Annotated in this window: 27 protein-coding genes; 19 read left to right on the top strand and 8 right to left on the bottom strand. The window is 42.4% G+C overall.

Going from position 1 to position 25,744, the window contains the following annotated elements; genetic code table 11:
* Window positions 1-243: 243 nt before the first annotated feature.
* Genes Q0R52_RS12940 through Q0R52_RS12930 form a run of 3 tightly spaced genes read right to left on the bottom strand, consistent with a single transcriptional unit; the run spans window position 244 to window position 3,310 of the window.
* A complete protein-coding gene (locus Q0R52_RS12940; RefSeq protein ID WP_295795091.1) occupies window positions 244-732 on the bottom strand; it encodes a gliding motility lipoprotein GldH in 489 nt (162 codons plus the stop codon).
* A complete protein-coding gene (ricT, locus tag Q0R52_RS12935) occupies window positions 729-2,159 on the bottom strand; it encodes a regulatory iron-sulfur-containing complex subunit RicT (protein WP_295795090.1) in 1,431 nt (476 codons plus the stop codon). Before ricT ends, Q0R52_RS12940 begins: the two co-directional genes overlap by 4 nt.
* A gap of 2 nt (window positions 2,160-2,161) precedes the next feature.
* A complete protein-coding gene (locus Q0R52_RS12930) occupies window positions 2,162-3,310 on the bottom strand; it encodes a hypothetical protein (RefSeq protein WP_295795089.1) in 1,149 nt (382 codons plus the stop codon).
* 865 nt (window positions 3,311-4,175) lie between these two features.
* Between Q0R52_RS12930 and Q0R52_RS12925 the strand changes: the two genes are divergently transcribed.
* The gene (locus Q0R52_RS12925; protein ID WP_295795088.1) at window positions 4,176-4,538 is read left to right on the top strand and encodes a hypothetical protein; all 363 of its coding nucleotides are present in this window, start codon (window positions 4,176-4,178) and stop codon (window positions 4,536-4,538) included.
* Between the two features lie 279 nt (window positions 4,539-4,817).
* Here the strand turns inward: Q0R52_RS12925 and Q0R52_RS12920 are convergent, their stop codons facing one another.
* The 3 genes from Q0R52_RS12920 to rbsK form a co-directional block, all read right to left on the bottom strand.
* Complete coding sequence (locus Q0R52_RS12920; protein WP_295795087.1) at window positions 4,818-6,269, bottom strand: hypothetical protein; 1,452 nt, start codon at window positions 6,267-6,269, stop codon at window positions 4,818-4,820.
* Between the two features lie 363 nt (window positions 6,270-6,632).
* A complete protein-coding gene (locus Q0R52_RS12915) occupies window positions 6,633-7,634 on the bottom strand; it encodes a GRP family sugar transporter (protein ID WP_295795086.1) in 1,002 nt (333 codons plus the stop codon).
* A 17-nt stretch (window positions 7,635-7,651) separates the two neighbouring features.
* Entirely contained in the window at window positions 7,652-8,560 is a 909-nt protein-coding gene (gene rbsK, locus Q0R52_RS12910; protein WP_295795085.1) for a ribokinase, read from the bottom strand.
* A 356-nt stretch (window positions 8,561-8,916) separates the two neighbouring features.
* On the opposite strand from rbsK, the gene ruvX reads away from it, so the two are divergent.
* The 7 genes from ruvX (at window position 8,917) to Q0R52_RS12875 (ending at window position 13,390) form a co-directional block, all read left to right on the top strand.
* Window positions 8,917-9,330 carry a Holliday junction resolvase RuvX gene (gene ruvX, locus Q0R52_RS12905; protein ID WP_295795084.1) on the top strand — a complete coding sequence of 138 codons (414 nt, stop codon included), beginning with the start codon at window positions 8,917-8,919 and terminating at the stop codon, window positions 9,328-9,330.
* Window positions 9,331-9,427: 97 nt separating this feature from the next.
* Entirely contained in the window at window positions 9,428-10,066 is a 639-nt protein-coding gene (locus Q0R52_RS12900; protein ID WP_295795083.1) for an O-methyltransferase, read from the top strand.
* A 3-nt stretch (window positions 10,067-10,069) separates the two neighbouring features.
* Window positions 10,070-10,618, top strand: a complete 549-nt coding sequence (locus Q0R52_RS12895; protein WP_295795082.1) for a glucosaminidase domain-containing protein — start codon at window positions 10,070-10,072, stop codon at window positions 10,616-10,618.
* Between the two features lie 108 nt (window positions 10,619-10,726).
* Window positions 10,727-11,560, top strand: a complete 834-nt coding sequence (locus tag Q0R52_RS12890; RefSeq protein ID WP_295795081.1) for a glucosaminidase domain-containing protein — start codon at window positions 10,727-10,729, stop codon at window positions 11,558-11,560.
* Window positions 11,561-11,747: 187 nt separating this feature from the next.
* Window positions 11,748-12,530, top strand: coding sequence for a hypothetical protein (locus tag Q0R52_RS12885; protein ID WP_295795080.1), 783 nt, complete (start codon window positions 11,748-11,750; stop codon window positions 12,528-12,530).
* 174 nt (window positions 12,531-12,704) lie between these two features.
* Window positions 12,705-12,890, top strand: a complete 186-nt coding sequence (locus Q0R52_RS12880; RefSeq protein ID WP_252793408.1) for a hypothetical protein — start codon at window positions 12,705-12,707, stop codon at window positions 12,888-12,890.
* 128 nt (window positions 12,891-13,018) lie between these two features.
* Entirely contained in the window at window positions 13,019-13,390 is a 372-nt protein-coding gene (locus Q0R52_RS12875; protein WP_295795079.1) for a hypothetical protein, read from the top strand.
* Between the two features lie 61 nt (window positions 13,391-13,451).
* Here the strand turns inward: Q0R52_RS12875 and Q0R52_RS12870 are convergent, their stop codons facing one another.
* Both Q0R52_RS12870 and Q0R52_RS12865 read right to left on the bottom strand, forming a co-directional pair.
* Entirely contained in the window at window positions 13,452-14,732 is a 1,281-nt protein-coding gene (locus Q0R52_RS12870) for an MFS transporter (protein ID WP_295795078.1), read from the bottom strand.
* Window positions 14,733-14,890: 158 nt separating this feature from the next.
* The gene (locus Q0R52_RS12865) at window positions 14,891-15,382 is read right to left on the bottom strand and encodes a MarR family transcriptional regulator (RefSeq protein WP_295795077.1); all 492 of its coding nucleotides are present in this window, start codon (window positions 15,380-15,382) and stop codon (window positions 14,891-14,893) included.
* Window positions 15,383-15,809: 427 nt separating this feature from the next.
* On the opposite strand from Q0R52_RS12865, the gene Q0R52_RS12860 reads away from it, so the two are divergent.
* The 11 genes from Q0R52_RS12860 (at window position 15,810) to Q0R52_RS12810 (ending at window position 25,669) form a co-directional block, all read left to right on the top strand.
* Window positions 15,810-16,619 (top strand): TonB family protein, encoded by an 810-nt coding sequence (locus tag Q0R52_RS12860; RefSeq protein ID WP_295795076.1) that lies wholly within the window; start codon window positions 15,810-15,812, stop codon window positions 16,617-16,619.
* Window positions 16,620-17,001: 382 nt separating this feature from the next.
* Window positions 17,002-18,279, top strand: coding sequence for a site-specific integrase (locus Q0R52_RS12855; protein ID WP_295795075.1), 1,278 nt, complete (start codon window positions 17,002-17,004; stop codon window positions 18,277-18,279).
* 69 nt (window positions 18,280-18,348) lie between these two features.
* Window positions 18,349-19,203, top strand: coding sequence for a hypothetical protein (locus Q0R52_RS12850; protein ID WP_295795074.1), 855 nt, complete (start codon window positions 18,349-18,351; stop codon window positions 19,201-19,203).
* 190 nt (window positions 19,204-19,393) lie between these two features.
* A complete protein-coding gene (locus Q0R52_RS12845) occupies window positions 19,394-19,846 on the top strand; it encodes a hypothetical protein (RefSeq protein ID WP_295795073.1) in 453 nt (150 codons plus the stop codon).
* 104 nt (window positions 19,847-19,950) lie between these two features.
* On the top strand, window positions 19,951-21,753 hold the full coding sequence (locus tag Q0R52_RS12840; RefSeq protein ID WP_295795072.1) for a hypothetical protein: 1,803 nt from the start codon (window positions 19,951-19,953) through the stop codon (window positions 21,751-21,753).
* Window positions 21,754-22,221: 468 nt separating this feature from the next.
* Entirely contained in the window at window positions 22,222-22,710 is a 489-nt protein-coding gene (locus Q0R52_RS12835) for a hypothetical protein (RefSeq protein WP_295795071.1), read from the top strand.
* A gap of 13 nt (window positions 22,711-22,723) precedes the next feature.
* Window positions 22,724-23,272, top strand: coding sequence for a hypothetical protein (locus Q0R52_RS12830; protein ID WP_295795070.1), 549 nt, complete (start codon window positions 22,724-22,726; stop codon window positions 23,270-23,272).
* Window positions 23,273-23,342: 70 nt separating this feature from the next.
* On the top strand, window positions 23,343-23,807 hold the full coding sequence (locus tag Q0R52_RS12825) for a hypothetical protein (RefSeq protein WP_295795069.1): 465 nt from the start codon (window positions 23,343-23,345) through the stop codon (window positions 23,805-23,807).
* A 365-nt stretch (window positions 23,808-24,172) separates the two neighbouring features.
* A complete protein-coding gene (locus Q0R52_RS12820) occupies window positions 24,173-25,003 on the top strand; it encodes a hypothetical protein (RefSeq protein WP_295795068.1) in 831 nt (276 codons plus the stop codon).
* Between the two features lie 21 nt (window positions 25,004-25,024).
* On the top strand, window positions 25,025-25,393 hold the full coding sequence (locus tag Q0R52_RS12815; protein ID WP_295795067.1) for a hypothetical protein: 369 nt from the start codon (window positions 25,025-25,027) through the stop codon (window positions 25,391-25,393).
* Between the two features lie 3 nt (window positions 25,394-25,396).
* On the top strand, window positions 25,397-25,669 hold the full coding sequence (locus tag Q0R52_RS12810) for a hypothetical protein (protein ID WP_295795066.1): 273 nt from the start codon (window positions 25,397-25,399) through the stop codon (window positions 25,667-25,669).
* Window positions 25,670-25,744: the final 75 nt, after the last annotated feature.

The following is a 25,744-nucleotide window of genomic DNA, read 5'->3' as shown; positions in this document are numbered from 1 at the left end:
GTAAGAGTATTAGATATTCCCCCGCGTCATTGCGAGGAACGAAGCAATCTTTACGCAGGACGATAACGAACCTTAATGTTTGTGGCGACCGAAATGCGGCTGATAGGTCACCCTAAAGCTATTGTTCCATTGATTTGCACGTGCAGAGATTGCTTCGTTCCTCGCAATGACGCGCGGAGTAAGAACAGCTAACACCAGTCATTCAATGGTGACAAGTACAAAACGTATTAGTCAAACGCCCCTTCAGGGGGTCCGGGGGCTCTTCTCCACCCTCAGCCCAACATCGCTAACTTCCCTTAGTGGGTTATCGCGCATATTTTGCTCAATAATGAAAGTATATGTGCCTTTGGCGGCAAATTTATGGTTCACTAAAAACGGCTCCTGGTAGCTGTACAAATTGCCCGAGCCTTTGCCCAGCCACTCGCCATCTTTATTGGCCAGTTTCATCTCGTAGCGCTTAACGGCATCCTTTATGCCGGGGCCCGTTTGCGAAACCAGCACGAAGAGATTAGAATATTTATAGTCGCCGGTAACGCGCAGGTTTACATACAGGTTGTAGGCGGCGTTCTCGTCATCAATTTTAAAGGTGAATTTAAAACGGTTTAGATACGTCCAGTTATGCCCTGTTATTTCCGAGTTTTGATCGATGATTGTATTGCGGTCGGTGCAGCCGCTAAACAGCTGCACGCTTGCCCACAGCATTAAAAAACATAAAATTAGCCCTTTTTTCATTCCGTAGTACCTGGCTGATTTCCGCCCTCACGGTTCCCGTTTGGTCCGCCGCCGCGGTTTTGATTATTCCTGTTTGGCCTGTTTTTCCTGTTGCGGTTCGGGTTGCCGCCACCTTCAGGCCTTCCGCCTTCTGGTCGTGGTCCCTCCGGCCGGGCTGCGCCTTCCGGGCGTGGTGGCCTCGGCTGTTGCTGCGGACGCGGTGGTTGTTGCGGCCTCGGTCCCTGGTTATGGTTTGCGCCGGCTTCCGGGCGGGGATTCCCGCCACGCTCACCCTGCTGCCCGCCGGGACGATCGCCCCTGTTGCGGTTTTTGCTCTTCTTCTTGTTTTGGTTGCGGCGCTCGTCGAGGCGGGTAAGGCTATCCTGGCCAACCACGTTTTCGTAGTCAAGTACTTTAACCGGTGCCGATTCTACCTCAACAACCACACCCAAATCAGGCGGGATAACGCCATCGCGGTTCATTTGCTGTATTTCCTTGACACGGCTGATCGGCAACGGTATCCACGATTCTTCCCGCGGGTAGCTAAACCACATCAGCTTTTTAAATATATCCGTCTTTTGCAAACGGGCGTCGCCGCGCTCGGTTTTCAGCACGTTTACATTATCGGGGATGTGCTTCAGCGCATCCATATACGTATCCAGCTCATAGTTTAAACAGCACTTCAGCTTGCCGCATTGGCCGGCCAGTTTCAGCGTGTTTAACGAAAGGTTTTGATAGCGTGCTGCAGAGGTCGATACCGTTTTAAAATCAGTAAGCCAGGTGGAGCAGCAAAGCTCGCGGCCACATGATCCAATCCCGCCCAAACGACTCGCCTCCTGGCGCATACCGATCTGCCGCATCTCGATACGGATACGGAATGTTTCGGCCATTTTTTTAATTAGCTCGCGGAAATCCACGCGGCCTTCGGCAGTATAGTAAAAAGTAGCTTTGGTTTTATCACCCTGGTAGTCCACATCGCTCAGCTTCATGCTCAGGTTAAGCTGAAGAGCCAGCGTGCGCGATTTGTGCATGGTTTCCCACTCCAAATCTTTGGCAGCCTTCCACTTGTCGACATCGGCAACGGTGGCTTTGCGATATATTTTTTTGGCAACGTCGTCTTCCCTAACACGGCGCTTTACCATCTGCATGCGCACCAGTTCGCCGGTTATCGATACATGGCCCACATCGTAGCCGCCGGTGGCAGCTTCAACCACAACCAGTTCGCCGGCCTCCAGGTAAATATTATCCGGGTTATGATAAAACTCCTTCCTCGACCCCTTAAATTTTACTTCAACGATGCCAAAAGGCTTATAATTTGTCGGCATGTCCATGTGGCTCAGCCAATCGTAAACATCTAATTTACTGCAACCGTTAGTAAGGCACGAGCCGTTACTTTTGCAGCCGGCAGGCGAACATCCGCCCCCCGTTGAACAACTTCCACATCCCATAATTAATTCGGCATATATTGAGACCGCCCCTGGCGGATAATTTTAAAGCTAAGTATTTTTATAATCTGTAAAGATACATCTAAAAATAAAATTTTAGGGTTACCATTTCGTTCAACATGATAATGGGCCTTTTCAAGCTCGGCAACTATGGCCTCTGCCTCTTCAACAATCATCACGTTGGCCATTTTTTGTGCCGTTTCCAGCTCACCAGCCGGTAAATGCACCAGGCTACCCGCTCCTGAAAGTAATAAACAACACTCGCGCAAAAAGTTTATACCATAGCGCAAAAAGTTCTTCTGGTTTTCGCGGCCCATCTTGGCGGCAACGTCGACAAAGCTCATCACCTCCAGCCCCTTGTTGGCAAAACACAGGCGCAGCCACTGCACAAATTGTTCGTGGTAGCCCTTGTTATCGTATTGCAACATGTTCAGCGCCTCGGTAAGGCTGCCCTCGGCCAGGTAGGCAATTTCGGTAGCGGCTTCCACCGTTTGGTTGTGCTGCGTTATCAGGTGTTTTTTTATATCTTCAAATTCCAATGGTGGAATTTTTATCAGCTGTGTGCGACTTAAAATGGTATTTAAAATCTGGTCCTGGTTTTGGGCCACCAATATAAACAGCGTGTTGGGCTGCGGTTCTTCTATGATCTTCAACAGCGCATTGCCCGATTTATCAAGGTATTCCGGCAGCCATAAAATCAAAATTTTATAGGGCGACTCAAACGGCTTAAAGCTCAGTTTTTTGATGATCTGGTGGCACTCGGCAATATTGATGTTGGCCTGTTTATTTTCGGCATCCAAATAGCCGCGCCAGGCGTCGAGGCTTAAATAAGGGTTGGCCAAAAATGCATCGCGCCATTGCTCAATAAAAGTAATGGCTGTATCCTCTTTATGTTTGGCGAAGAAAGGGTACGAAAAATGCAGATCGGGGTGCATCAGTTTCTGGTATTTACGGCACGATGAACATTCGCCGCACGAATCGTCGGCCAGCTTGTCCTCGCACGATAAATATTGCGCATACGCCACTGCCAGCGGCAAACTCCCGCTCCCGCCCGGCCCCAAAAACAACTGTGCATGGCTTACCCGGTTCTCCTTAACCGAAGTAACCAGGCGCTGCTTTATAGCATCCTGACCAACTATTTGCTTAAACTGCATCGGTGCAAATTAGCTATTAGATATGAGATTTGAGATGTGAGGCGCGAGATTTTTACAGTGGGCAGATGAGCGGATGGGTGAAGGTGCAGCTAACCGATGCGGCGCTTAATGTTGAAACAGCTACGTTTTGCCCCTTAAAGTAGGTGGTTAGTGATGGAAATTTGTACTTTTATTTGTTGTTGGATGGCTGGTTGGATACTTGTCGCTTGGTTACGTGTCAGCGGGGCACCCCGATAAATCGGGGCGGCAGCGAAAAGGAAAAACGCTTGCGGGAGCAGAGTATAACGACTACATTCTTAAACGAAAAAAAAGTAGCGGATGAAAAAGACCATTTATATACTCAGTATACTTTTGTACTTATTTGCCTTCTTTCTGATAATATTATTCGGGGCGTCCGGACATTCTATAAGTTTAAAGGATGCGGAGAATGTACTGTATTTAATTTTGATCGGGCTTTATTCATTGACAGGAACCTTATTAATAATATTTCAGTGTAAAGGCAGACCCGCCCTAAGAAATGTGTTAATCTTGCTCATTTCTTTTATATTGATCTCTTTCGTATATTTCTTTTACGAAATATTGCAAGTAAAGATCGGGGATTATGCAATTGTTATCCCGCTATTTATCGTATTAGCAATCTCAGGTTTATCAATAAAAATTTTGTCCGGCCTACTCCGAAAACCAGGCAGCGACAGGGATTCCCGTAATTGAGGTAAAGCGATAGTTGTCGCCTGGTTACCTGTCAGCGGGCCACAAGTCTGGAGCCTTGCGGCGGCAGAGAAATGAAAACGCTGCGGGAGCTGGGGGCGGTATGACGCAAAAAAAGGCAGAAAAGATAGTAAATTAAGCAAATTGTCATGAAAGCATGAAAGGAAAATCAATTTTTATATCGGCGTTAATTATTAACATAATTTCAGGATGTGTTAGGCAGTCAAAGGTAATTCCATCAGATAATATTAAAACCGTTGAAATTCAGACTTTTAACCATGTTTCAAGTTTTAAAATTGTTTCAGATCAGAACGAAATAGGAAAGATGATGAGAGAACTAAATAAAGGAGAACTAGATCCGGCTGTGTTCAAGACCACATATTTATTAAAAATAACTTATACCGACAAAGATGAGCGACTGGTAGTTTGTAACGGTCACCGGATCAAGGTAAATGGATTAACTTATAAACTCAATAAATCCATGGATGAAATAGTTGGTTCCCGCTATTTATCATATTAGCAATCTCAGGTTTATCAATAAAAATTTTGTCGGGCCTGCTCCGAAAACCTGGCAGCGACAATAATCTCGGTAATTGAGGTCAAGCGATAGTTGTCGCTTTGTTACCTGTCAGCGAGCTACCCTGATAAATCGAGGCGGAAGCGAAGAGGAAAAACGCTTGCAGGAGCGGGGGATGAATCCTTAAAGAAGATTAGCCAGGTGTTTTCTTGAAGTATACATGTAACTGTTTTTGATCAGTTTTAGTAACCAGGTTGTTCAACCCTTCCTTATTCAGCGCCGTTAATAATTCAGATACGTGGACGATACGTGTCCTTCCGTTGGCCTTTTGTAAAACGGCTTTGCTTTTGTCTTTAGATCAAGGTCGATGTCGAGATGGCCGGCTATTACACGATTGTTAATGATGACATCATGGCCTTTAAATACGAGCCGGGTTTTGCCATACGGCATCCTGAAGGTTGCATTGCGTATCACAAGGCCGGTGAAATGGGTGAACAGAGTATCGTACAATTCCCACTTTTTTGGCGGATACGCCTTGTAAGCGTTTGTGTCCCTGGCAAATTCCTCGTACGGAACGCAATCCCAACCGGGCATGGTATTAAGTTGTTCGGAATATAAAAAAGCATGATCAAAGTCGACAGTAATATTTGTACCTGTAATAACAGAAGAAGGCAGGCAAGCGTCAGATTCACAATCGATCCTTATCATCGATTCGTTATTGAAAAATGCCGAACACATTTCTATATTAATGTTAGTGTATGGCGCCTGGCCTTCTTTCGAACGGATAGCCGGGGACAGAATTTTTGATGATATTTCTACTAAAGCCTGCCTGGTTTCAAGCTCGACAGTGTAATCGGGAAGAAATTTCCGTATATTAAATAACTCGGCAGCCCTGTAAGGGGCATATGGTTGAAAGAGTATTTCGATGTGGTATTTTTCATCGTAGGTTGGCGAATGTACACCCGGTTCAGAAAGGACAAAGCCGGTATTGAAAACTTGTTCGGGGTTTAACTTTTTTGAAACCACGGAATCTATAACAGCCGAGATCATCAGCGAATCGGCGTAGTTTTTCTCTGTAGTCAGCGGTATCCTGGTGTTGTAGGCCAGGTTGATTTTTGTTATAGCCCCATTCACGCCATTTAGCTCATAATTTTGTGCCCATTGCTTAAATGCTGAACGGATCATTTTATAGGGTGACACCCAGGCCATTCGAAAATACAGGTGTACATAGCCCAGGGAGGTGTTTTCAAATTTTGTAAAATCAAAGTCCCTTATTTCACCGGCAAAGGATGGCTTACAGCCGACAGAAACAGGCAAAACGTAACTGTGATATTGATCTGCGCAGGGAGTGAGGTTAAGGGAGAAAGTTCCTGCGGGATGAACAAGCTTAATAGGCCCGCTTGAAGATATGATGTTTAATCTCTCAAAAAAATCGTCTCCGTGTCCTGTATACGATTCTCCCGTGGCCGAAAGTGAATTGAAGGTTGTAACGCCGTTTGGCAGTTTCCATTGATTGAACTTTTGAAACTCAGCATAGGAAATGTGCCCGGATAATGGTGTATAATTTGGTGGCGGCGACTTTGTATAGATCATTACCGGGCACCCGCAAGGGTCCGTTACGTCGGGCGGTAATTTCTTGTGGGCCTGTGCGTAGCCGGCGGTAAAGCCGGGACAAAACCATATCGATATAAGAAAGCCTGATACCTTCAATGCACCCTTTAAATTTTTCATCATTTTAAGTATAAATAACAGCTGTTATTATCAGATGCAATTAACATGCGGATTCCATAAACCCGTTCAAATATCAAAAGTAGTGATTGATAACTTGAATTTAACCAATGGCCCACAGAAGCGTGCCTGGGGCACAGCGGAAAATTGTGGAGACAGAGTCTCCAGGCATAGTCATTCGAAGGTACCATAATCCGGAGGGGATTTATTTTATAAGTTTTGCCGCGGTGTTTTGGGTAGATGTATTTGTCCGCAGGTTATCATCAGCTAACTACACTTACGGCAAAACTGGAGCAGCTGATAATCAGCATGTTTCACAGCGTTCCGGGTGTTCCGCGTGTAAAAATGGAACGCTTTCGGCGTGTGCCGCTATACCCCCGAATAGATCAACATTCCCAACCCTGCAATAAATAGCAGAAACATCGCCGTAATCGGTCCGCTAGTTGAAGTGTCTTTTTGTTTAAATTCTTTCCAGATAAAAACGCCCCAAAAAGCGGCCACCATAGTTGCGCCCTGGCCGAGGCCGTATGATATGGCCGGCCCGGCTTTGCCGGCAGCAATCAGGTTAAATGAATTACCGACACCCCAGATTAGTCCACCGAGTATGCCTGTAAGATGCAGCGTGAATTTGCCTTTAAACCAGGCGCCATAGCTGGTTGGGGCGCCTTCAAACGGTTTATAAATAAGGATGCTGTTGAATACAAAATTGCTGATAAATATGCCAAGCGAAAAAATAAACACCGCGGTATAAGGCGTCATTTTCCCAACGGCTGGCTGCTCGAAATTCGACAGGTCCATTGAGGACGCAATAAGCCGGTAAAACAACGACATCAGCAGCCCCGCCAATACGGATAACAGCAGCCCCTTGAACGAGAGCTTTTTATTGCTTTTATTTGATTTTTGATAGGCAACGGCGTTTACAATTATGGCGGCCATAATTAAAACTATGCCGATAATAATATACTGCAGGTTTCCCTGCGGCGCCGATGCATAATTGACCACAACACCTACCACCAGCGCAATACCAATACCCACGGGGAAGGCCACCGCCATACCCGCAATAGAAATGGCCGCCGATAATAAAATATTTGCCGCGTTAAATATTACGCCACCTATTAAGGCTTTGACCAGGTTGCTGCTGTCGGCATGTTTTAAGTCGGCTAAAAAGCTGCGTCCGCCATGCCCATAGCTGCCCAGCGTTAATGCCGAAAGCAGCGAAAAAAGCACCACGCCGATAACATAGTCCCAATAAAACAGCTCGAAGCGCCAGTTTTTGCCGGCAATTTTCTGGGTGTTGGCCCAGGAACCCCAGCAAATCATGGTGATGACACAAAATATTACGGCTACAGGATAGGTTGAAATGATAAACATATCGTAATTAATTAGGTTTAAAATCCGTTTAATTCGTGCAGGTACGGTGCTGAAGCCTGTGCCCCCATACGGCACACGGAGATGGATGCAGCCCGGATGGCAAATGGCACAGCATCCAAAATGCCTTGCCCGTTAAAAAGTGCTACAACCAGGGCCCCGCTAAAAACGTCGCCGGCAGCGGTGGTATCAACGGCCTTGCAAACCGGCGCAGCAAAAAAATCACACGCGCCATTGTGCAGCAGCAAGGCCCCTTCGGCGCCCATAGTAATAATAACCATTTCGATGCCCTTTGCAGCAAGCTCCCTGGCTGCAGCTTCCGCGCTTTCGCGACTGGTAACTTTAATGCCGGTAAGTAAAGTGGCCTCGGTTTCGTTTGGGGTGATGATAGAAATATTGCGCAGCAGATCGTCAGACAGAAAGCATGCCGGGGCCGGGTTGAGGACTACGTTTACATTTTTTGCTGCTGCCTGGTTTACAACATATTCAACTGTTTCCAGGGGGATTTCGAGCTGTACCAATACCAGGCTGGCATTTTCAATAATATGTTCTGCAGGTTGCAGATCGGCCGGTTTTAAGGCGGCATTGGCACCCGATGCCACCACGATACAGTTCTCGCCGTTAGCGTCAACCGTTATCAGCGCCACACCCGATGGGTTTTCAGCATCGGGGATAATAAAACTTGTGTCTATGCCTTCCTGCTTGAATAATTCAATTGCCTGTTTCCCAAAAATGTCTTCGCCTGTTTTGGCGATAAATATAACATTGCCGCCAAGCCGTGCTGCTGCGACGGCCTGGTTGGCGCCTTTGCCGCCAGCATTCATCATAAAGGTGCCGCCTAAAACGGTTTCGCCGGGCGCCGGCAAACGCGCGGCTTTAACAACCATGTCGGTATTTGAGCTTCCCACTACAACTATATAGGGTTTCATCGGGATAATTGGTTTTATATCGGTAATGCAGGCGGAATGGAAAGATGGACGAAAGGCCTGTTTATAATTATCATTGAAATTAGGAGATTTTATTTTAAAAGAAGAAAAAAGTTATGTGGGGCCTTTCGCATCGCACAGGCCTGCGACCTGTGCTGACGGATTGTGCCCCGTTGGGGCTTTTGTGTTGTTTCTTCATTTATAAATTCCTGCCCACCATGCCAGCGAAATCAACGCAATCAAAGAAATCAACGGTAAAAAAATCGGAGCAATCAACACCAATCATAAAAATCAACGGTTTATCTTTGCCACATGTACAGCCTAATCTCTAACCTCCAACCGCTAATCTCTCCAACCAAATGAGAATAATGGCCTTCGACTACGGTACCAAACGTATCGGCATTGCCGTTACCGACCCGATGCAGATCATAGCAACAGGGCTTGACACCGTGCACCCTATGCATATTATCGACTACCTGAAAAAATACCTCCAAACCGAACAGGTTGAACGCTTTATTGTAGGGGAACCCAAGCAGATGGATAATACCCCTTCCCAATCGGCCATACACGTAAAAGGTTTTGTAAACCTGCTCAACAAAACCTTTCCCGAAATACCCGTCGAAATGCTCGACGAACGGTTTACCTCAAAAATGGCATCAGCCACTATTGCCCAAAGCGGAATGAACAAAAAACACCGGCAAAATAAGGAGTTGGTGGATACGATATCAGCCGTGATACTACTACAATCCTATATGAACCGGCGAATGTTTTAATGGCTTTTTTGATCGCAATATATTAATATATAGCTATTTAGCAGGAATTGGATTGACGATAAATTCCCATTAAAAATAAATTTCCTATTTTTGCGCCATGGAAATTTTGGATCCCGCCCTCCAAACGTACCTCGATAACCACTGCGAGCCCGAGCCGGAAGCGCTGCAGGTTATCAACCGCGAGACTTATTTAAAGGTGTTGCGGCCGCATATGCTATCGGGCCATTACCAGGGGCGGGTACTTAGTTTTTTGAGTAAAATGGTGCAGCCGGAATCAATTTTGGAGGTCGGCACATTTACCGGGTATGCTACCATTTGCCTGGCCGAAGGCTTAACCGAAGACGGCGTTATCCATACTATAGAAGTTAACCGCGAATTGGAGCCGATGCTCAATTCACACTTTAAGTTAACAAATGTTAGCAAAAAAATAAAACAGCATTTTGGCGATGCCACCGCAATAATTCCCGCTTTAGACGTTAAAAAATGGGATTTGGTGTTTATTGATGCCGATAAAAAGAATAATTATACATATTTTCAACTTGTATTTAACAAAGTAAGGTCCGGAGGATTAATAATAATTGATAATGTTTTGTGGAAAGGGAAAGTGTATGGCGAAGATAATGACGCCGACACAGCGCTCATCCGCGAACTAAATGACCGCATTTCCGTAGACAGCCGTGTAGAAAAAATGATTCTGCCCGTGCGTGATGGATTGCTGGTCATCAGAAAAAAGTAAATTATGAAGAAACTCGTACTAGTTACAATGTTGCTGTCTTCAGCACTATTGGCCGTTGCGCAAAAACACACCCCCAAATCGTATATCGATCAGTTTAAAGATGATGCCATAAAAATTATGCACCAAACCGGCGTGCCGGCCAGCATAGTTTTAGGAGTTGCCATGCACGAATCGGGTTGTGGCAACAGCACGCTGGCGCAAAACCTTAACAACCAGTTTGGGGTAAAGGGCGGCGGCGGCGCAACATTCGTTAAACATAACAAGGTTGTAAAAACAAAATATAAACGCTACCAATCGGTATATGATTCCTTCCAGGATTTCGCCCGCATCATGACCGAGCGCAGCGAGTTTAGTGGCCTGGCCGCTAAATTTACCCATACAGATTATACAGGCTGGGCGCGTGGTATTCAAAAACGCGGCTATTGCAGCAGTCATACCTGGGCATCGCAGGTAATGGGCATCATCAAAAAATACCATCTTTATAATTTCGACGAAAACCCGGATGCGGCTGAAAATCAGTCAAACCAGGCCGAAATAGCACAAAACAGGTAAAAAACACCGGTTTTTGCTGCTTAATGCAACCTACTTACCACAAACTCCGTTATAAGGCATAATTAGGGCCCGGACAAACCAGGCCCTTGATATTGATTTATTATTGAGATGAGGAAAATCGTATATTTATTTATAGGGTTATTTTTTGCAACGGGTTGTTCGGCACGTAAAGGTTCCGTTAATGACAGGGCTGCCCGTAAAAATAACCGGAGTATTCAAAAAGAGCGTGGCGCGGCCGCAGCGGCTGATTTCAAGCCGCAAACATCAGTACAATATATTGAAAGATATAAGGACATCGCCATACGGGAGATGAACCAGTACGGCATACCCGCAAGTATAACATTGGCGCAGGGCTTGTTTGAGTCGGGCAGCGGTAATGGCACGCTGGCCCGTATTGCCAATAACCATTTCGGCATCAAAACATCGCCAACCTGGACGGGTAAAGTGTATTACAAGGATGATGATAACGCCAACGATCCTTTCCGTGTGTACGATAAACCGGAAGACTCTTTCCGCGATCACTCCCTTTTTCTACAGAAGAAAAATTACGCACATTTATTTGAGCTTGATAAAAACGATTATAAAGGCTGGGCTTATGGGCTTAAAAAAGGCGGCTATGCCACCAACCCTAAATACCCTCAGATGCTGATTAATATCATCGAAAAATATAACCTTGACCAGTACGATAGCCCCGATAGCGAAGTAGCTAAAATTAAAAGGGTAGACCGCGTGTTCACGACTATCGACAAAAAAGAAGATAAGGCCGCGAAAGACTCGATCCAAAATCCGCCAATAACCACTAAAACATACGTTATAAAACCCGGCGACACACTATACAACATTTCCAAACGTTTTGGGATAGCTGTCGACAGCCTGAAATCGATTAACAATATTGCGGGTAATACTGTAAAAGTTGGTCAGAAGATTGTGGTGACGCGGTAAGGAAGCGCATTAAAACAACGAAGAGAGGTTTTTTAAACAAACAATAAATCTTGAATATCGAATGGTGGCTATGCTTCATCATTCGATATTGTTTTTTAAGCCCCCTGCCAAATTCGTCGAAATGCTGTTAATTATTGTTAAATAGTATCCGTAAGATTAGCTGAAAGCTGTAGTTTTAGTGTCGCAAATGAAATGGGGTTTAATTTTTTTCTTTTTAATAATTGCAGGCAAATGTTTTTCGCAGGATAAAGCAGCTGCGGTTGCTGTGCCAGGCGATGGAAAAACGGTTTCGGGTATTGTTTTCGATAAAGAGAGCCACGACCGCATTGCAACCGTAAGCGTCCATAACATCACCACAGGCATAGTTGCGTATGACAATTTAAAAGGCGAATTTACTATAGCGGCCCAGGCCGGCGACCAGCTCGTTTTTGCCCGCGCCGAGTACCACCCCGATACCGTTAAAATTAAAGACAACACCCCACTGGCCATTTACATGGCGCCTCAGGCCATACGCCTGCGCGAGGTAACCATACACGATACTGCGTTTAGTCCTGAGCGCAGGCTGATAGCCACCAAACAGCAATTCAGCAAGGCCTATGGCTCACTTGCATACGGTGATTTTTTGAGCACATCGCCGGGTAGTGGCGCGGGGTTAAGCATCGACGCTTTGTGGAACTCCATCAGTAAAAGCGGCCGCAATGCCGAGCGTCTGCGCAACACCATCGAGACCGACTTTGAGCAAAACACCATCGACTACCGTTTTAACCGCACCTACGTGGGCCATATTACCGGCCTGGCAGATGATAAGCTTACGGCGTTTATGACGCGCTACCGCCCGGGATTTTATACCACCAAGACAGCCACTGAGTACGAATTTGTAGCTATGATACGCGCCAACCTGCGCCGCTTTTTACGGAACCAGCGCACCTATGCCCTTCCAAGGCTTGTCACGCCGCCCGGGACAAATTGAGCAAACAGACATTATTCCTCCATTTTTTGGTGAAAACATCGCCAGATTGTGGCGAAACTCCACACATCGTTTTTAATGCAGAATATATAACAATATAACAATCAGGCAATTGGCGGCAATTCAGCCGTTTGGCACCGTTATGTATATACTGTTATCACTAAATTGAAAAAACCCATGAAAAAACTAATTAGTATGATTGCTTTAGCAGCAATCTCATTCGGAAGTGTATATGCACATGCAACAGTAAGCAAAACAAACACAATGCAAACTGACACATCAAAGAAAAAGAAAACCAAACCAATGAAGAAGGATTCAACAAGCAAGAAAAAAGATTCGACACTTGTGAAAACTCAGAAGTAAGCTTCATTTAAATAGAAAAGCCGCCTTGTTTTAAACATAGGGCGGCTTTTTTATTTGGCATCTTCGAAAACAATTCTTTTTACCAAACAGCGTTTATAGGTGTACATTCATTTTAGTAACTTTATCTAATGAAATCGTTAGTCTTGATCCCCGCTTTTATATTGCTCGCATTTAGCTGTTCGGCACAAAAAAAGATTGCCGCTAAAGATGCCTTAAAGCATTCGGGCGAAACTTTGATGATATGTGATAAAGTTTACGCCACCGCGGTGGTAAAAGGCGAAAACGTTACACTGCTTTACCTGGGCAGCGAAACTGGTCAATATTTAACGGCACTGGTAAAAGGGCCCGAAAACCCCAAATTCAATTGGCACCCCGAGCGCGACTTTAAGGGCCGCAGTGTATGCCTTTCCGGTAAAATTGTAGATTATAAAGGCAAGCCCGCAATATACGTCAACGATGCCTCACAATTAAAGATTGATGCAGGTGTCATAACCCCCTGATAATAATTAGAAAGAGCGCCCGGGGCTGTATTGTAGTGTCAGATTTTAATGCGGCGGATAATTAAACGGCTTGCAACTGATTTTCCTCTTTCTTCAACACTAAATCCGCGGCATGTTTAAGTTTCTCGCGGCGTAAATAGCGCCAGTGCAGCAGACCGATCAGTAATGCGGCTATGCCTTCGCACATCAGGGTGTCGGCAGGGCCAATCCATTTGGAAACGACACCCACCAGCAATCCACCGAGCGGTTGCATCCCAAAAAACGCCATCACATAAAAGCTGATAACCCGGCCCCGCATATCGGGCTCCACGGTAGTTTGTATCAGGGTACTACTCACCGTAATTTGCGACATCATCCCAAAGCCGGCTATTGTGGCAAAAGCCAGGGCAAGCCCGTAAATGTGCGCGTGCGAAAACAAAATAAGCCCGGTGCCAAACACCAGCGTATTGATAAACAATATTTTTTTAAGATTAGCCCCCGCCTTTTGCGATGCCAGGAAGATGCCCCCCGAAAATGCACCCAGCCCGATAAAACTGTCAATTACACCGAATGTTGATGCTGTACCTTTAAATACGTCTTTTGCATAATAGGCAATCAGTGTGTTAAACGGCAAAACCATCAGGCCCACCAGGGCAAGCATCACCAGTACAAAAGCAATCGAGGGCGTACGTTTTATATAAGCAAAACCTTCTTTTAACTCGCCGAAAACGTCTTTTTTGTGCTCTTTCTTAATGAATTTGGCCAACCGCATCATTAACAACGATGCAATTACCGCTACGAAACTTAGCGCATTTAGTAAAAAACAAATACCATCGCCCAACCCTTCCAGCACCAAACCGGCCAGCGCCGGGCCAACAATGCGCGACAAGTTTACCATCGACGAATTTAATGCCAGCGCATTAGGCAAATCTTTTTTATCGTCGACCATCTCATAAACCAGCGACTGCCGGGCCGGCACATCAAAGGCATTAATGATCCCCAACAAAACGCTGAGGCCGATGATTTCCCAAACCTGGTAATGGTTAAGCAATATCAATATGGCCAGCAGTCCCGCCTGCGCCAGCGAGGCGATTTGTGTAATAAGCAATACCTTGTAACGGTTATAGCGGTCGCTCACCACGCCGCCTATCAGCGAAAATAAAAAAGAAGGAAAAAGGCTGGCGAAAAGCGTTACCCCCAGCATCAAGGTTGAATGTGTTAGCGAATAGATAACCCAACTAACCGCCGTCCGCTGCATCCACGTGCCGATCAACGAAACCGACTGCCCGGCAAAATATAAACTGTAATTGCGACTCTTAAAAGCCCTGAATAGTCTGAATGATGTTAGTGTTTCTGTTGTCATTAATTATATCTCTCCCCCGTTAATCTTATAACCATTTCATTGCGAGTTAATTAGCTCGTCATTGCGAGGAACGAAGCAACCTCTACTTAGGACATTCACTAACCCGGATAATTGGGGTGACCAAAACGCGGCTGATAGGTCAACAAAATGCTTTTGCTTCATTGATTTGCATGTGCAGTCCGCCAGCTGGCGGATCGTTCCTCAATGACGCCCTGAGTGTGTCCCACAATCTTCACCAGCGCCCCTATCGCCACCTTCAGCGCCGCCTGTTCTTCCGGCGAACACACAACCGTTATAGCTGCCGCCAGCCATTCATCCCGCTCATGCCGGAATTGCAGCAAAGTGTGCTCCCCGTGTTCGGATAGCGAAACATTTACTTTGCGTTTATCCGTCTCCGAGGCCACACGCACAATATACCCAAGCTCAAACAAATGATTTAAAACCTGCGACATGGATTGGTTGGTAATCATCTCATTAGCCGCCAGCTCGCTGGGCAACATGCTTTTGTTTTGATAAAGCTGCGCCATGGTCGACCGCTCGGTTAACGATAGCTGTAACCCGGTTGGCGATTCCTTGCGGAGTTTTTTTATCAGCCTTGTTGTTGCTGTCCTCAAGTCGGATGCAAATTGGATGTTTGTTTGATTGTTCATTTAATAGTAAAGCAAACTAATAAGTTTACCTTACAAATATACGATAGAAATGTTTGCAGTGGAAGGGGTGATTATCATGGGAGGGTAAAAGAATGAACTATCAACGCCACTTGTATATTCACTCGTAGTAAAAGTTCTTGCTTCTGATACCTTTCATTGCTTTTAGCCAACCCTGATTTATTCGTGGATTTTGGGCGTTTGGCGTCATTTGTATCTGGAATAGAACCAAATGGAATCACGAACCTATTAAATGCATATCTTAACTAGCTTCCAATATTTCCTTAAAGTTTGTAATCTCCTATACAAGGGCAATGTCGCATGCAAAACTGGAAAGTTGGAAATCTCAATTCAGGATTTGAACTGCGGCTATAAGATAAGAAAATTGCATATTCCTAATCATATTATATCTTTGATCAAACTTAAACTCATGAAGTATCACATAGCTCTGTTGATGTTGCTAAGCAGCCTTTTGGCTGTCGCTCAACAGCGTCACGTTTATAAATTCCGAACTATCATTGGCACAGTAGTGGACAAAAGCAATCAACCTGTTGGTGATTGTACTTTACTCTTCGCAGGAACTGGTATCGGTAGCACAACAGATGCTAAAGGTCATTTCACATTTCACTTTCCGGACGTACCCGTAATGTTGACGCTGTATTACCGCGTTGATAAGCATAAATATTTCATTAAGGTAAATCCTGACCTGAATACACTATATATTAAAATCGATCAAGCTACCTTTGATTTATCTGAACGAAACATACAAGATTGGAATAAAAACAAATCAATCTATGACGAAAATGTATCACAATCGATTCAAAGCGAAGAGTTTTACGAATACGTTCATCACGGACAAAAGAGAATAGACCGGGATGTTATCATAGACGAGCCAGTAAATGAACCTCCTATTGACACAAATCGTATCTACACAAGTGTTGAGGTTGTACCAATGTTTGGCGAAAGCTATACGGATTGGAATAAATTTGTACAAGCGAACCTTAAGTATCCTGAAAAAGCAAAAAAGGAAAGTACCCAGGGCAGAGTCATAATGTCATTTGTAGTTGAAAGGGATGGCCGCCTTACTAACCTTAAAATAGCTCGAGGAATTGATCCAGATTTAGACAAAGAAGCTCTTAGACTTCTTCAGAGTTCTGGTAGATGGAAACCAGCTCGTAGAGGAGGGAAAGCCGTTCGTTGTGCTTATAGCAGCATGGTTGAATTTGTAATTCAAAATTAATTATACGCAAGTCTCAACATCGCTCCATAAATCGCACGAAGTCATAAATGTCAATTCAGGTTTTGTCTGTCCCCTATAAATGTTAAAATTTTGATATTTTTGAATTGACACAAACGGTCAAATATTAAAAACAGGCACCCGCAAAGATTTAAATGATTTTTTAGGAATTTCTACCGGATAATATATATTTGTAGCCCTTTCGGGATGTAGCGTAGCCCGGTATCGCGCCAGCATGGGGTGCTTTCCAAGTTATCGTAAAAACAGCCTTAAATAGCAATCTGAACACTTTTTACATCTTAAACATACTGAATAAGTCAACGATTTAAACAGTATTTGTACTCCTGTTTGTACTCCCAAATTCTAAGCTACAACAACCAAATTTATGGCCAATGTAGCTATCATTTTAAACAACACTAAAAAGCTTTCTAATGACGAACATCCCGTTACTTTAAGGGTGACTCACGATTACAAAAGAAAATATTTTACAATTAACAGTTTATTAACCAATCAGTCTATTAAATTTAGATGCAGCCTAGTACATTGGAAACCAGCACAAGCAGAGGATAACGGATTGGGGAAATTCAGAAAGAGTTATAGCCTTTATAAAGAAGCTAATGTAATTCTTGAAACCAAGCTATCTGAAGCCCGGGCGATACTGAAACGTTACGATGAACAGCAAATTGCTTTTGACTTTGAATTGTTTGAATCAGATTTGAAGCATAAAGAAGTAACTGTAATTACATCTCTACAAGATTATTATACTCTACAGATTAACATCTTAGATGAACAAGGCAGAGTGGGTTTATCAGGCCTATATCTCGAAGTTCAACGCATTTTACATAAGTTCAAACCAAATGCATTGCTTTCCGATGTAAATATCCGTTTTCTTGAAAGCTTTGAATATTGGATGCGTAACGAGCGTGGGAATAAGGACACTACTATTAGTGTAAAAATGCGCAACTTACAGAGAGTGATTAACCAGGCTATTGAGGACAAGTTTTTCAAACGAGAGGCCTACCCATTTGGAGAAAAGAAATACAGCATTAACAAACGCCTTGATAGCAAAACAAAGAAGATAGCTATTGCACTGGACAAAATCAGCAAGCTTAAAGCCCTCGTTTTAAAAGAGGATTCGGGTAAGCATTTAGCCCAACAAATGTTCTTGTTTAGCTATTATACAAGAGGGATGAATTTTGTAGATATGACTTATCTTACATGGAAAGATATATCGGAAACTCATATATCTTATACCCGTAAGAAGACGAGAGGTAAATTTGAAATCCCTTTAAATGATTACAATAAACCTATATTGCAATATTTTAAAAGTCGTTATCAAATTACAGGTGGCTACGTCTTCCCGATACTTAACCCACTAATTCACAAAACCCTTAAACAGCAATATACTCGCAAGAAAACTGCTATTAAAGCCGTAAACGATAACCTTAAAAAGCTAGCTAAATTAATAGATGAGCCTAATTTGAAGCTTACGACAAACGTGGGGCGACATAGTTACGCGACAGGTTTAAAACGCTCGGGCGCTAATACAAGTTATATAACCGAGGCCTTAGGCCACGCCACACAAGAGCAGACGCAGACCTACCTCGATGAATTTGAAAAGGGAGTAATTGAAAGTTGGGAGAATAAAATGTTTGATGCTTGATACTTAAATCCTGCTCCTATTCAGAGGGGCGGGATTTTTAATTTACCTTTATTTTAATATCAGTAGCGAATGGGTTATATAAGAATTGAAAAGAAGGCACTAGATTACGTTAAAACAGACTTTGAAAACTTGGTCTTTCATATAATTGATGAAGACATCTGTCAAATTGAGTTTAGTTTCAGCGAAGATGAACTTATTACTATAAATGAAATAAAGCTACAACCCTTATATAAGGAGGGGCAAAATCATTATGACTTAATGCTGAATGTTGCGAAACGAAAGTTCAGTCAAATAAGCCAAATTCTTAAGGAAAAACTGATAGACCCCATAAATTGCAATAACTTACTATTTATGGCGCTATATATAAAAGCGGGATTAGATTGCACACCGGAGTATCTATACCTCGATAACGCCCGCAAAATCAATATAGCCAACCTCTTTACCGCAAAACGAATTTCTCGCGGCAACATTGATAATGTTGAGATTATAATTAAATCAGAAGATGGCACCACAGCGACTTTCAATAATTTACAATGGATGCATCCATTATTAGAAAACGTAATGAATGCCATGACTTCTTCGCTTCAACTTTCCGGTTCTGATGTAGCCGGCATTCCCTTGTTAGAGTTGTTAAACAATCCCCTAACATCTAATTCAAAACTTAAATCAATAGCAAATGAATATAACAAAAAGGTTATTGACCACCGAGAGTACTACATTTTAAAAGGGGCCGACACTCTCATTAGATTTTTAAATGATAATAACTTATTAATTAATCAACGAGCCAGATTAGGCTCTAAGCGCCAGCTTGAATTAATTTATGATGTGTTTGAAGTTTTGGGATTGGTAACTCCGAAAATAGAAGTTGATGGTGACCATATTAAGAACTACAGGGAAAAGATAAGAGACACCTTATATAAATAATCGCCATTAAGTTGGCAGAACAAACTCACCTACGAACATTTCGTTTCTGAAACAAAATATCTGGAGCTATCTAATTTTGTTGAACCAACACGGGGAGGTGCACATCCTTTGTGTTGTACAACGGAGCGCGCGCCCTTTGCTAATCAACAGAGTTATTTACAACTTAAGACATAAATAAATGTCAGAAACAATGGAAACCGGCTTAGAGCAAGCCGAAATCGATAGCCTCAAGGATGGCAAAATCGATATATGCGATTTACTCGCAACGAAAGATAGAACAAGTGCTAATAAAGTAAAGGCAAGTCTATTCTTTAGTACCGACCAAAATGACGGTTACTTTAAAAAGGAGTCGTTTACACCGTGGTTTACTTCATTGCGGGACAATGAAAGACGTAATTTCAAGCTTATGCTTGAATATATGCAAAACAAGCAAAAGTTAAACAGCTTACCATATATCAGAACCGACAAATACGGTAATAAATATATGTGGCTAATCTTCGCACTTGCACAATCAAGGCAAGAGTTTAAGGTGGTTATGGCTGGAGAACTTGACACATTTGTTAAGCATTATCAATTAGGTCTTATTGTTCCTGATTTTGACATAAACCAATTGTTTCTTGAAGCACAGGAAACAAATTCCTAACTAAGAAAAGGGGGCGCACCTGCCCCCTTTTTATTATCAATCAAATTCTTAATCAATCCGAAAAGGCTTAATAATGCCTATAGGACTTTTATTGCCATAATAACATGAAAAAGCCACAAACAATTTACATATCTAAAGGCCAGTATCTAAGTGATTTACTGGATAAATTACCGTCAAAATCAATCATTTTTAAAACCTTAACTGGAATAGGTGCCTCAACTTTAGAAGCAGATGCTACCATCTGCAAACGGAATAGTATTCTTATTGAGCCTAATGTGCCTGTAATTGTTGGCAAGCGCACAAAAGAAATATTTGGGGTGTCAGAGGGTATTTATAAAGAGGACGTAATAGATTATCTCAATTCTGATGTTGAATACAAAAAGATATTGGTTACGCCTGAATCGTACCAGAAAGTGAAAGATGCGATTGAAGAAGTAGGGATGGATTTATATAATGACTTTTTTCTGCTTTTCGACGAGTGCGAGCGAACCATACAAGACGTTAGTTACAGGCCGAATATTATATTGCCTATGGATGACTTCTTTATTTTTAAAAATAGTGCTTTCATTTCTGCAACCCCCATAATGCCATCCGACCCGAGGTTTACTCTTAATAAGTTTAAACCTTATTATATCAAGCCTAATTTTGACACACCTATGCCTATCGACTTGATACCGACTAATAACATTTTGTTATCTTTAAAGAAGTACTTTAAAACTAAACATAGTGACCACTACTTTATATTTTTAAACTCAACCGAGACTATTGCCTCAGTTATTAAAACATTAGATATTAAGAGTGAAAGCTATATCTTTTGTGCACGGGAAAGTAAGATAAAACTAAAAGTTAATGATATTATGTGCGTTAGCGATATGTTTGATGCTACTAAACTGAAAAAGTACAATTTCTTCTCAAGCAGGTTCTTCTCGGCTGTAGATTTAAAGGTTGATTTTAAACCCAATATCTTAATTATTTCAGATTTACAAAAGGCATTGCACTCAATGGTCGACCCTTATACGGAGGTTATTCAAATTGTTGGCAGGTTACGTAACGGCGTGAAAGACGTAACACATATCTCAAATCTAAAAGAAACGCTTATTGCAAGACCGAAAGACCAGGTACTAAGCTATTTGGATGGGTGTGAGTCCGCATATAATACCATAAAATTGTTAAGAACATCTGCGACAACTCAGGGCGCAAGGGACACCTTAGACGAGTGTTTAAAGCTTGTTGAATTTGCCCGATTTATCAATCAGAACAACGGGAATAAAAACTACTATATGGTAGATAATGAAATCCATATTAATCGAGTAAATGGATATTATCACACCGCAGAAACGTTAAGACATGCATACGAAATCACAAAGCGCTTTACAATAAACTTTCAGCCGGAAGAATATTCGCTTGATGATATTAAAAATAATAAACTGAAATCGGGTATATCCTTAAAAGCCGTTTATCAAGCGGTAGCAGAATCATTAAGCAACATTGACTTGAAATCGCACCAATATAACTTCAGTGCTTATTTAGTTAAAAGTGAGCTTCAGAAGTTGTTCCCTGCAATATGCGAGGCATATAGATTATTAGGTTACGATAAAATGGCTGAACTGGAATTTAAGCCGGCATTGATTAATAATGCTGTAGAAGATAAAAAGCAAGAAGTAGATAAAAATAGTTTTCAATTTATCACTTTATTAAAGCGTGCTTTTAGGGTAGGAAATAGTTATTCAACAAACAAAATTATTAAAATACTCGACTATGGCATTAAAAGGCACGGTTTGCGATTACGGCCAAGCGTCAAGTTATTAGCACACTACTTTGATATTTCCCCACGAACTACATTGGGTTGGACACACGACGGTAGAGAGGTTAAAGGTCGCCGGATATTACGGTCGAAATTTGTGTGATAAGACAAGTTTTCTGGAAATGCTCTCCTTATACCCCTATCTAAAATAGTGTCTTTACCCAGCCTTGGCCGAATAAGCCAAGGCTTTTTCATTACCAAATTTATTTTCATTTTAAAAATTCACTGTGAGCTACATGTCCCCCGGGTATACCACGATAGTACCTCCCCATAAGCTTGATTGAAAATCGTTTCCCACAGGCTAAATCACTAATCCATAGTGCCCATCGATTTGAAAATCCCCGTGCTCATGGAATTCGTTAGGCTGTAGAACAAACGATTTTCATTCAACGACAAGTTATCGAGGAGCTACCGGTTCAGCTGTTTTACTAAAACAACACCTATTGCTTGCCACCCACAGGTAAAAAGCAGCTTTTCAACCTCGCTCATAAGTGAACCCCACCCACTTATCCAACCACCCACTTTTCCATCCCAACATATCATTATTTCTTAACCATTAAAATTCATTAAAATGAAAACAACAGTAGTAACACCATCCACGGAGGCAACAGCAGAAGAAACTCTTAAAGCTAAAAATGAAGCTGTAAAGAAAGCGTTCTTCGCCATCTTATCAGAGATTAAACAGCTGATTCCACTTTACTCCAGTGAGTACTTACGTACATACTTAGAGGTAGATTACTCAAGCACAGGCTACAGCAACAATTATGGCTTCTACTCTCCACTAATTCACCTACGGTTCGAGGGCCATACAGGTGAATGCTCTATCTACTATGCCAAGAACTTTAACTTCAAACAGCAAGTAGGGAACTACTTGGACACAATACTGACCAGAGTTATTTTTAAAAATACAGCTGCATCGGCAACAGAAGTGAACATCGAAGATTCGCTTAATGTGTGCATGTTCAGAACCGAGGATTACAAGGAGGCTAAAGACTTGCTTGATAAAGGTTTTGCTGGCTGCAAAAAGGTAACAGTCGAATTACTAAAGAAAGAGGCTTAGGCTATCCTTTATCATGAACCAGGAAATCATCAAGTTTCTGGAAGCGCCGAATTATGAAAGTTCGGCGCTTCAAATTGTTAAATTAACTCCCTCAAATGACCTTAATGCAAAGAACCTTGAAATCTCCCGAGTTTACAACGGAATCAACAAGGACATCCGCTATTTGCTTTCCCGACTCACCCATGAAGAAGCTAGGCGTTATTTAGTCAGCTACACCCCAATCGAAGAGCAATCCACTCATAACGTAGTTTTCGAATTCGTCTGCATCATGTGCAGTCTACGATTATCAATTTATAAGGATTGCCGAATAATTGAACTTGACACTGATTATGAAATTAAGAAGTGGATTGGTGGATATAACTACGACCAGCTTTTAAGGGCAGCTTACCGCGCAACAATGTGGGAAACCACACAATATAATATTGAAGGTTGCTTACAGGTGAACACCGAGAAAGTCAATCATTATGATTATTGGACCGGTCGACTATTAGAGGGGGAAACACTGAATACTTCTTTATTAATTGAGCCACCTACGACCGGCATAGAGGATTTACTTATTTAACAACTCAACTGCCTGGCGAACTCGCCAGGCAGTTTTCATTTAACTCATTTATTAATTTAAACCCACTACCATGTCAGAAGTAAAAACACGTAAACCCAAGCAGAATAAAGCCCATGCTGCCACAATTACTAATCCGCATGACTCACGTAACCACGAAATTCTTAATGCCTACAGCAACACCGCAAAGGATTTGAGGGCCATGTTACACAATCATATTTCTAAAGAGAAACAAGAATATGTTGAGTTTCAACACTCTCACCAGTTAAATTACACAAACCTCGTTAGGGAGTTTGTTTGTTCGTTTTGTTCCTTGTTAATCACCCGTGTTAATGGCGAGTACTCAATGTTGCTAATTATTGGTAAGGAAGCTTACCAGCAAGGAAGTGGGTTAAGCAGTAATGCTTTACTCCGATTAGCTTTTAAACATACGATGCAAGCTAACACTAAGATAATGATTGAGAACTGTTTGGACATTAAATTTTGTTCGAGCGCATACGATTACTTCAAAAGGAGGATGAGTGAGTTTGAGCAGTAACAACTTCTCTTTGATAAAACAAATAAGGGCAACCACGGACCTTATTTGTTTGCTATTAATTGTTAATTTCGTTTCTGTAATTTAAAACTAAAATCAAGCTATTTGAATACATAAAGGAACATTACATATAAAGATATAAGTGTTAAGCTTATTGTTCTTGTCTTAAGAAACCGCAAATTTAATTAGACAACGAGAACAAATTAGTTCAACACCCACGCAAATAAGCGTGAGGTGCTGACTGGTTTGTTGTTGTCGGGTTCTTTGCGGTACCTTTAAGACGCGGACTGGCTCAGTCCTTGCGCTTATTGTGTTTTATAACCTACCGATAAGGACTAATCGGTGCCTTAACTTAATTCATTAACCTTATGTTCAAAAGATTCCTAATCCTCGCACTCGCCGGGGCAACAATTGCATCCTGTAAGAAGTCAGGAACGCAACCAGCACAACCTCAAACGCCACTCAACGCTGCTATTGATGCTAAATTTATTCATGCGGGGGCAGTCGATAAATCACTTATTGTCGAATATTCTACCTTTAATCCTAATGCTGATTGCAATAAGAAAGTCTTTAATGCTGCTATAGCGACAGTCAGTGGAGGTTCCGGAATTAATAAAGTTACTATCATAGGTGAAAACTTAACGATGGACTTCGATAGAGATTCGAACGTAATGCCCTCAAGAGTCTCATTAACCAGCGGCACAGTTCTTTATAAAGCTGCCAATCAAAGCTGGCCCTGGAAAGGGTATTTATCTATAACCAAGCAAAATAATTTGCTATCATTAGACCAGTTCAATAAAGACGTACTTATTAAAGTAAATGCTGTTAACACCGGTGATGCCGCTCAACTAACTTCACAAACTGCATTTGGCAATGTTATGACAGCGGAGTATGCTCTAACTAAATCCAATCCCGCATACTCGCAAGCCATAGCTTTAGAAGTGCAGGCAAGTACCCCAATCACAATTCGTCACCAATTCGAAATTTCCTGTGATGTTCCCGGATTCATCGACCCGCAAGATACACTAATCATCGACATGACTTTGACAAGAGGGTTTGCTAAACCTGTGTTTAAAGACTTGGGTAATTCAACAACTTCCTACTCTGTAGAGGTTTACCCGGATTGGGTGACGGAATCACTTTCAGACTACATCGCATTGCAGTATTTTACTAAAATAGTCTTTCCGATAATTAAGTAACCAAATATAAAACCGCATAGCATGAAACACTTAAATCACATCACTCTTATACTTTTCAGTGTGATACTATTTTCTTGTAATACGAATACCTTAAAAATAACGGATGTTCAGGTTAAGCCTGATGATAGATATAGTAAAGTCGCCGAACGAATGCTGGGTAAAGAACTTAGTTTAGTATTCTATGAGAAGTCGTTGAAACTAACTATTGCCGGACAAAAGCCTGTTGTTTTAAGGTTGTTCCCCAGTGGCGAATATCTAGGAGACGGGGGTACAACATTGACCATCACAAAGAGTTTCGGTAGAATTTCAGAGGTAACTTATTCACTAAATGAATGGCAATCCGTTTCTGTACCTTTTGAAACCGATATCAATTTAATAGCTAAACCATAAGAGATGGAAGCGCTATTTGCGTTATTCATGATTGTAATAGCAGTCATAACAATCAGAGGCTTTATTAAAACCCAAGAAGATAAGAAGCTTTATCGGTTGAGAGTTCAGAAAATGACAGTAAATGAACTGCGAATGGAATTGATAAATTTTAATAGCCAAGTTAGGCACATGCCTGGAGTTGTTAGACGAAATAGCAGCGATGGCTTCATACTTACGAAAGTCAAAGCCAAAGCCAAAATAGTTAATACCGAACTTAAAAATCGTGGCTTGCGATAATACGGGAAATAAGGCGTTCATTCCTCCTAAGTGCTACAGAACATCCCGCCAGGCTTCGTTCAGTTTAGTAAGCTT

Origin of the sequence: Mucilaginibacter sp., from assembly GCF_025359345.1 — a bacterium.
Lineage (GTDB): Bacteria > Bacteroidota > Bacteroidia > Sphingobacteriales > Sphingobacteriaceae > Mucilaginibacter.
This window is presented reverse-complemented; position numbering and strand designations above follow the sequence as displayed.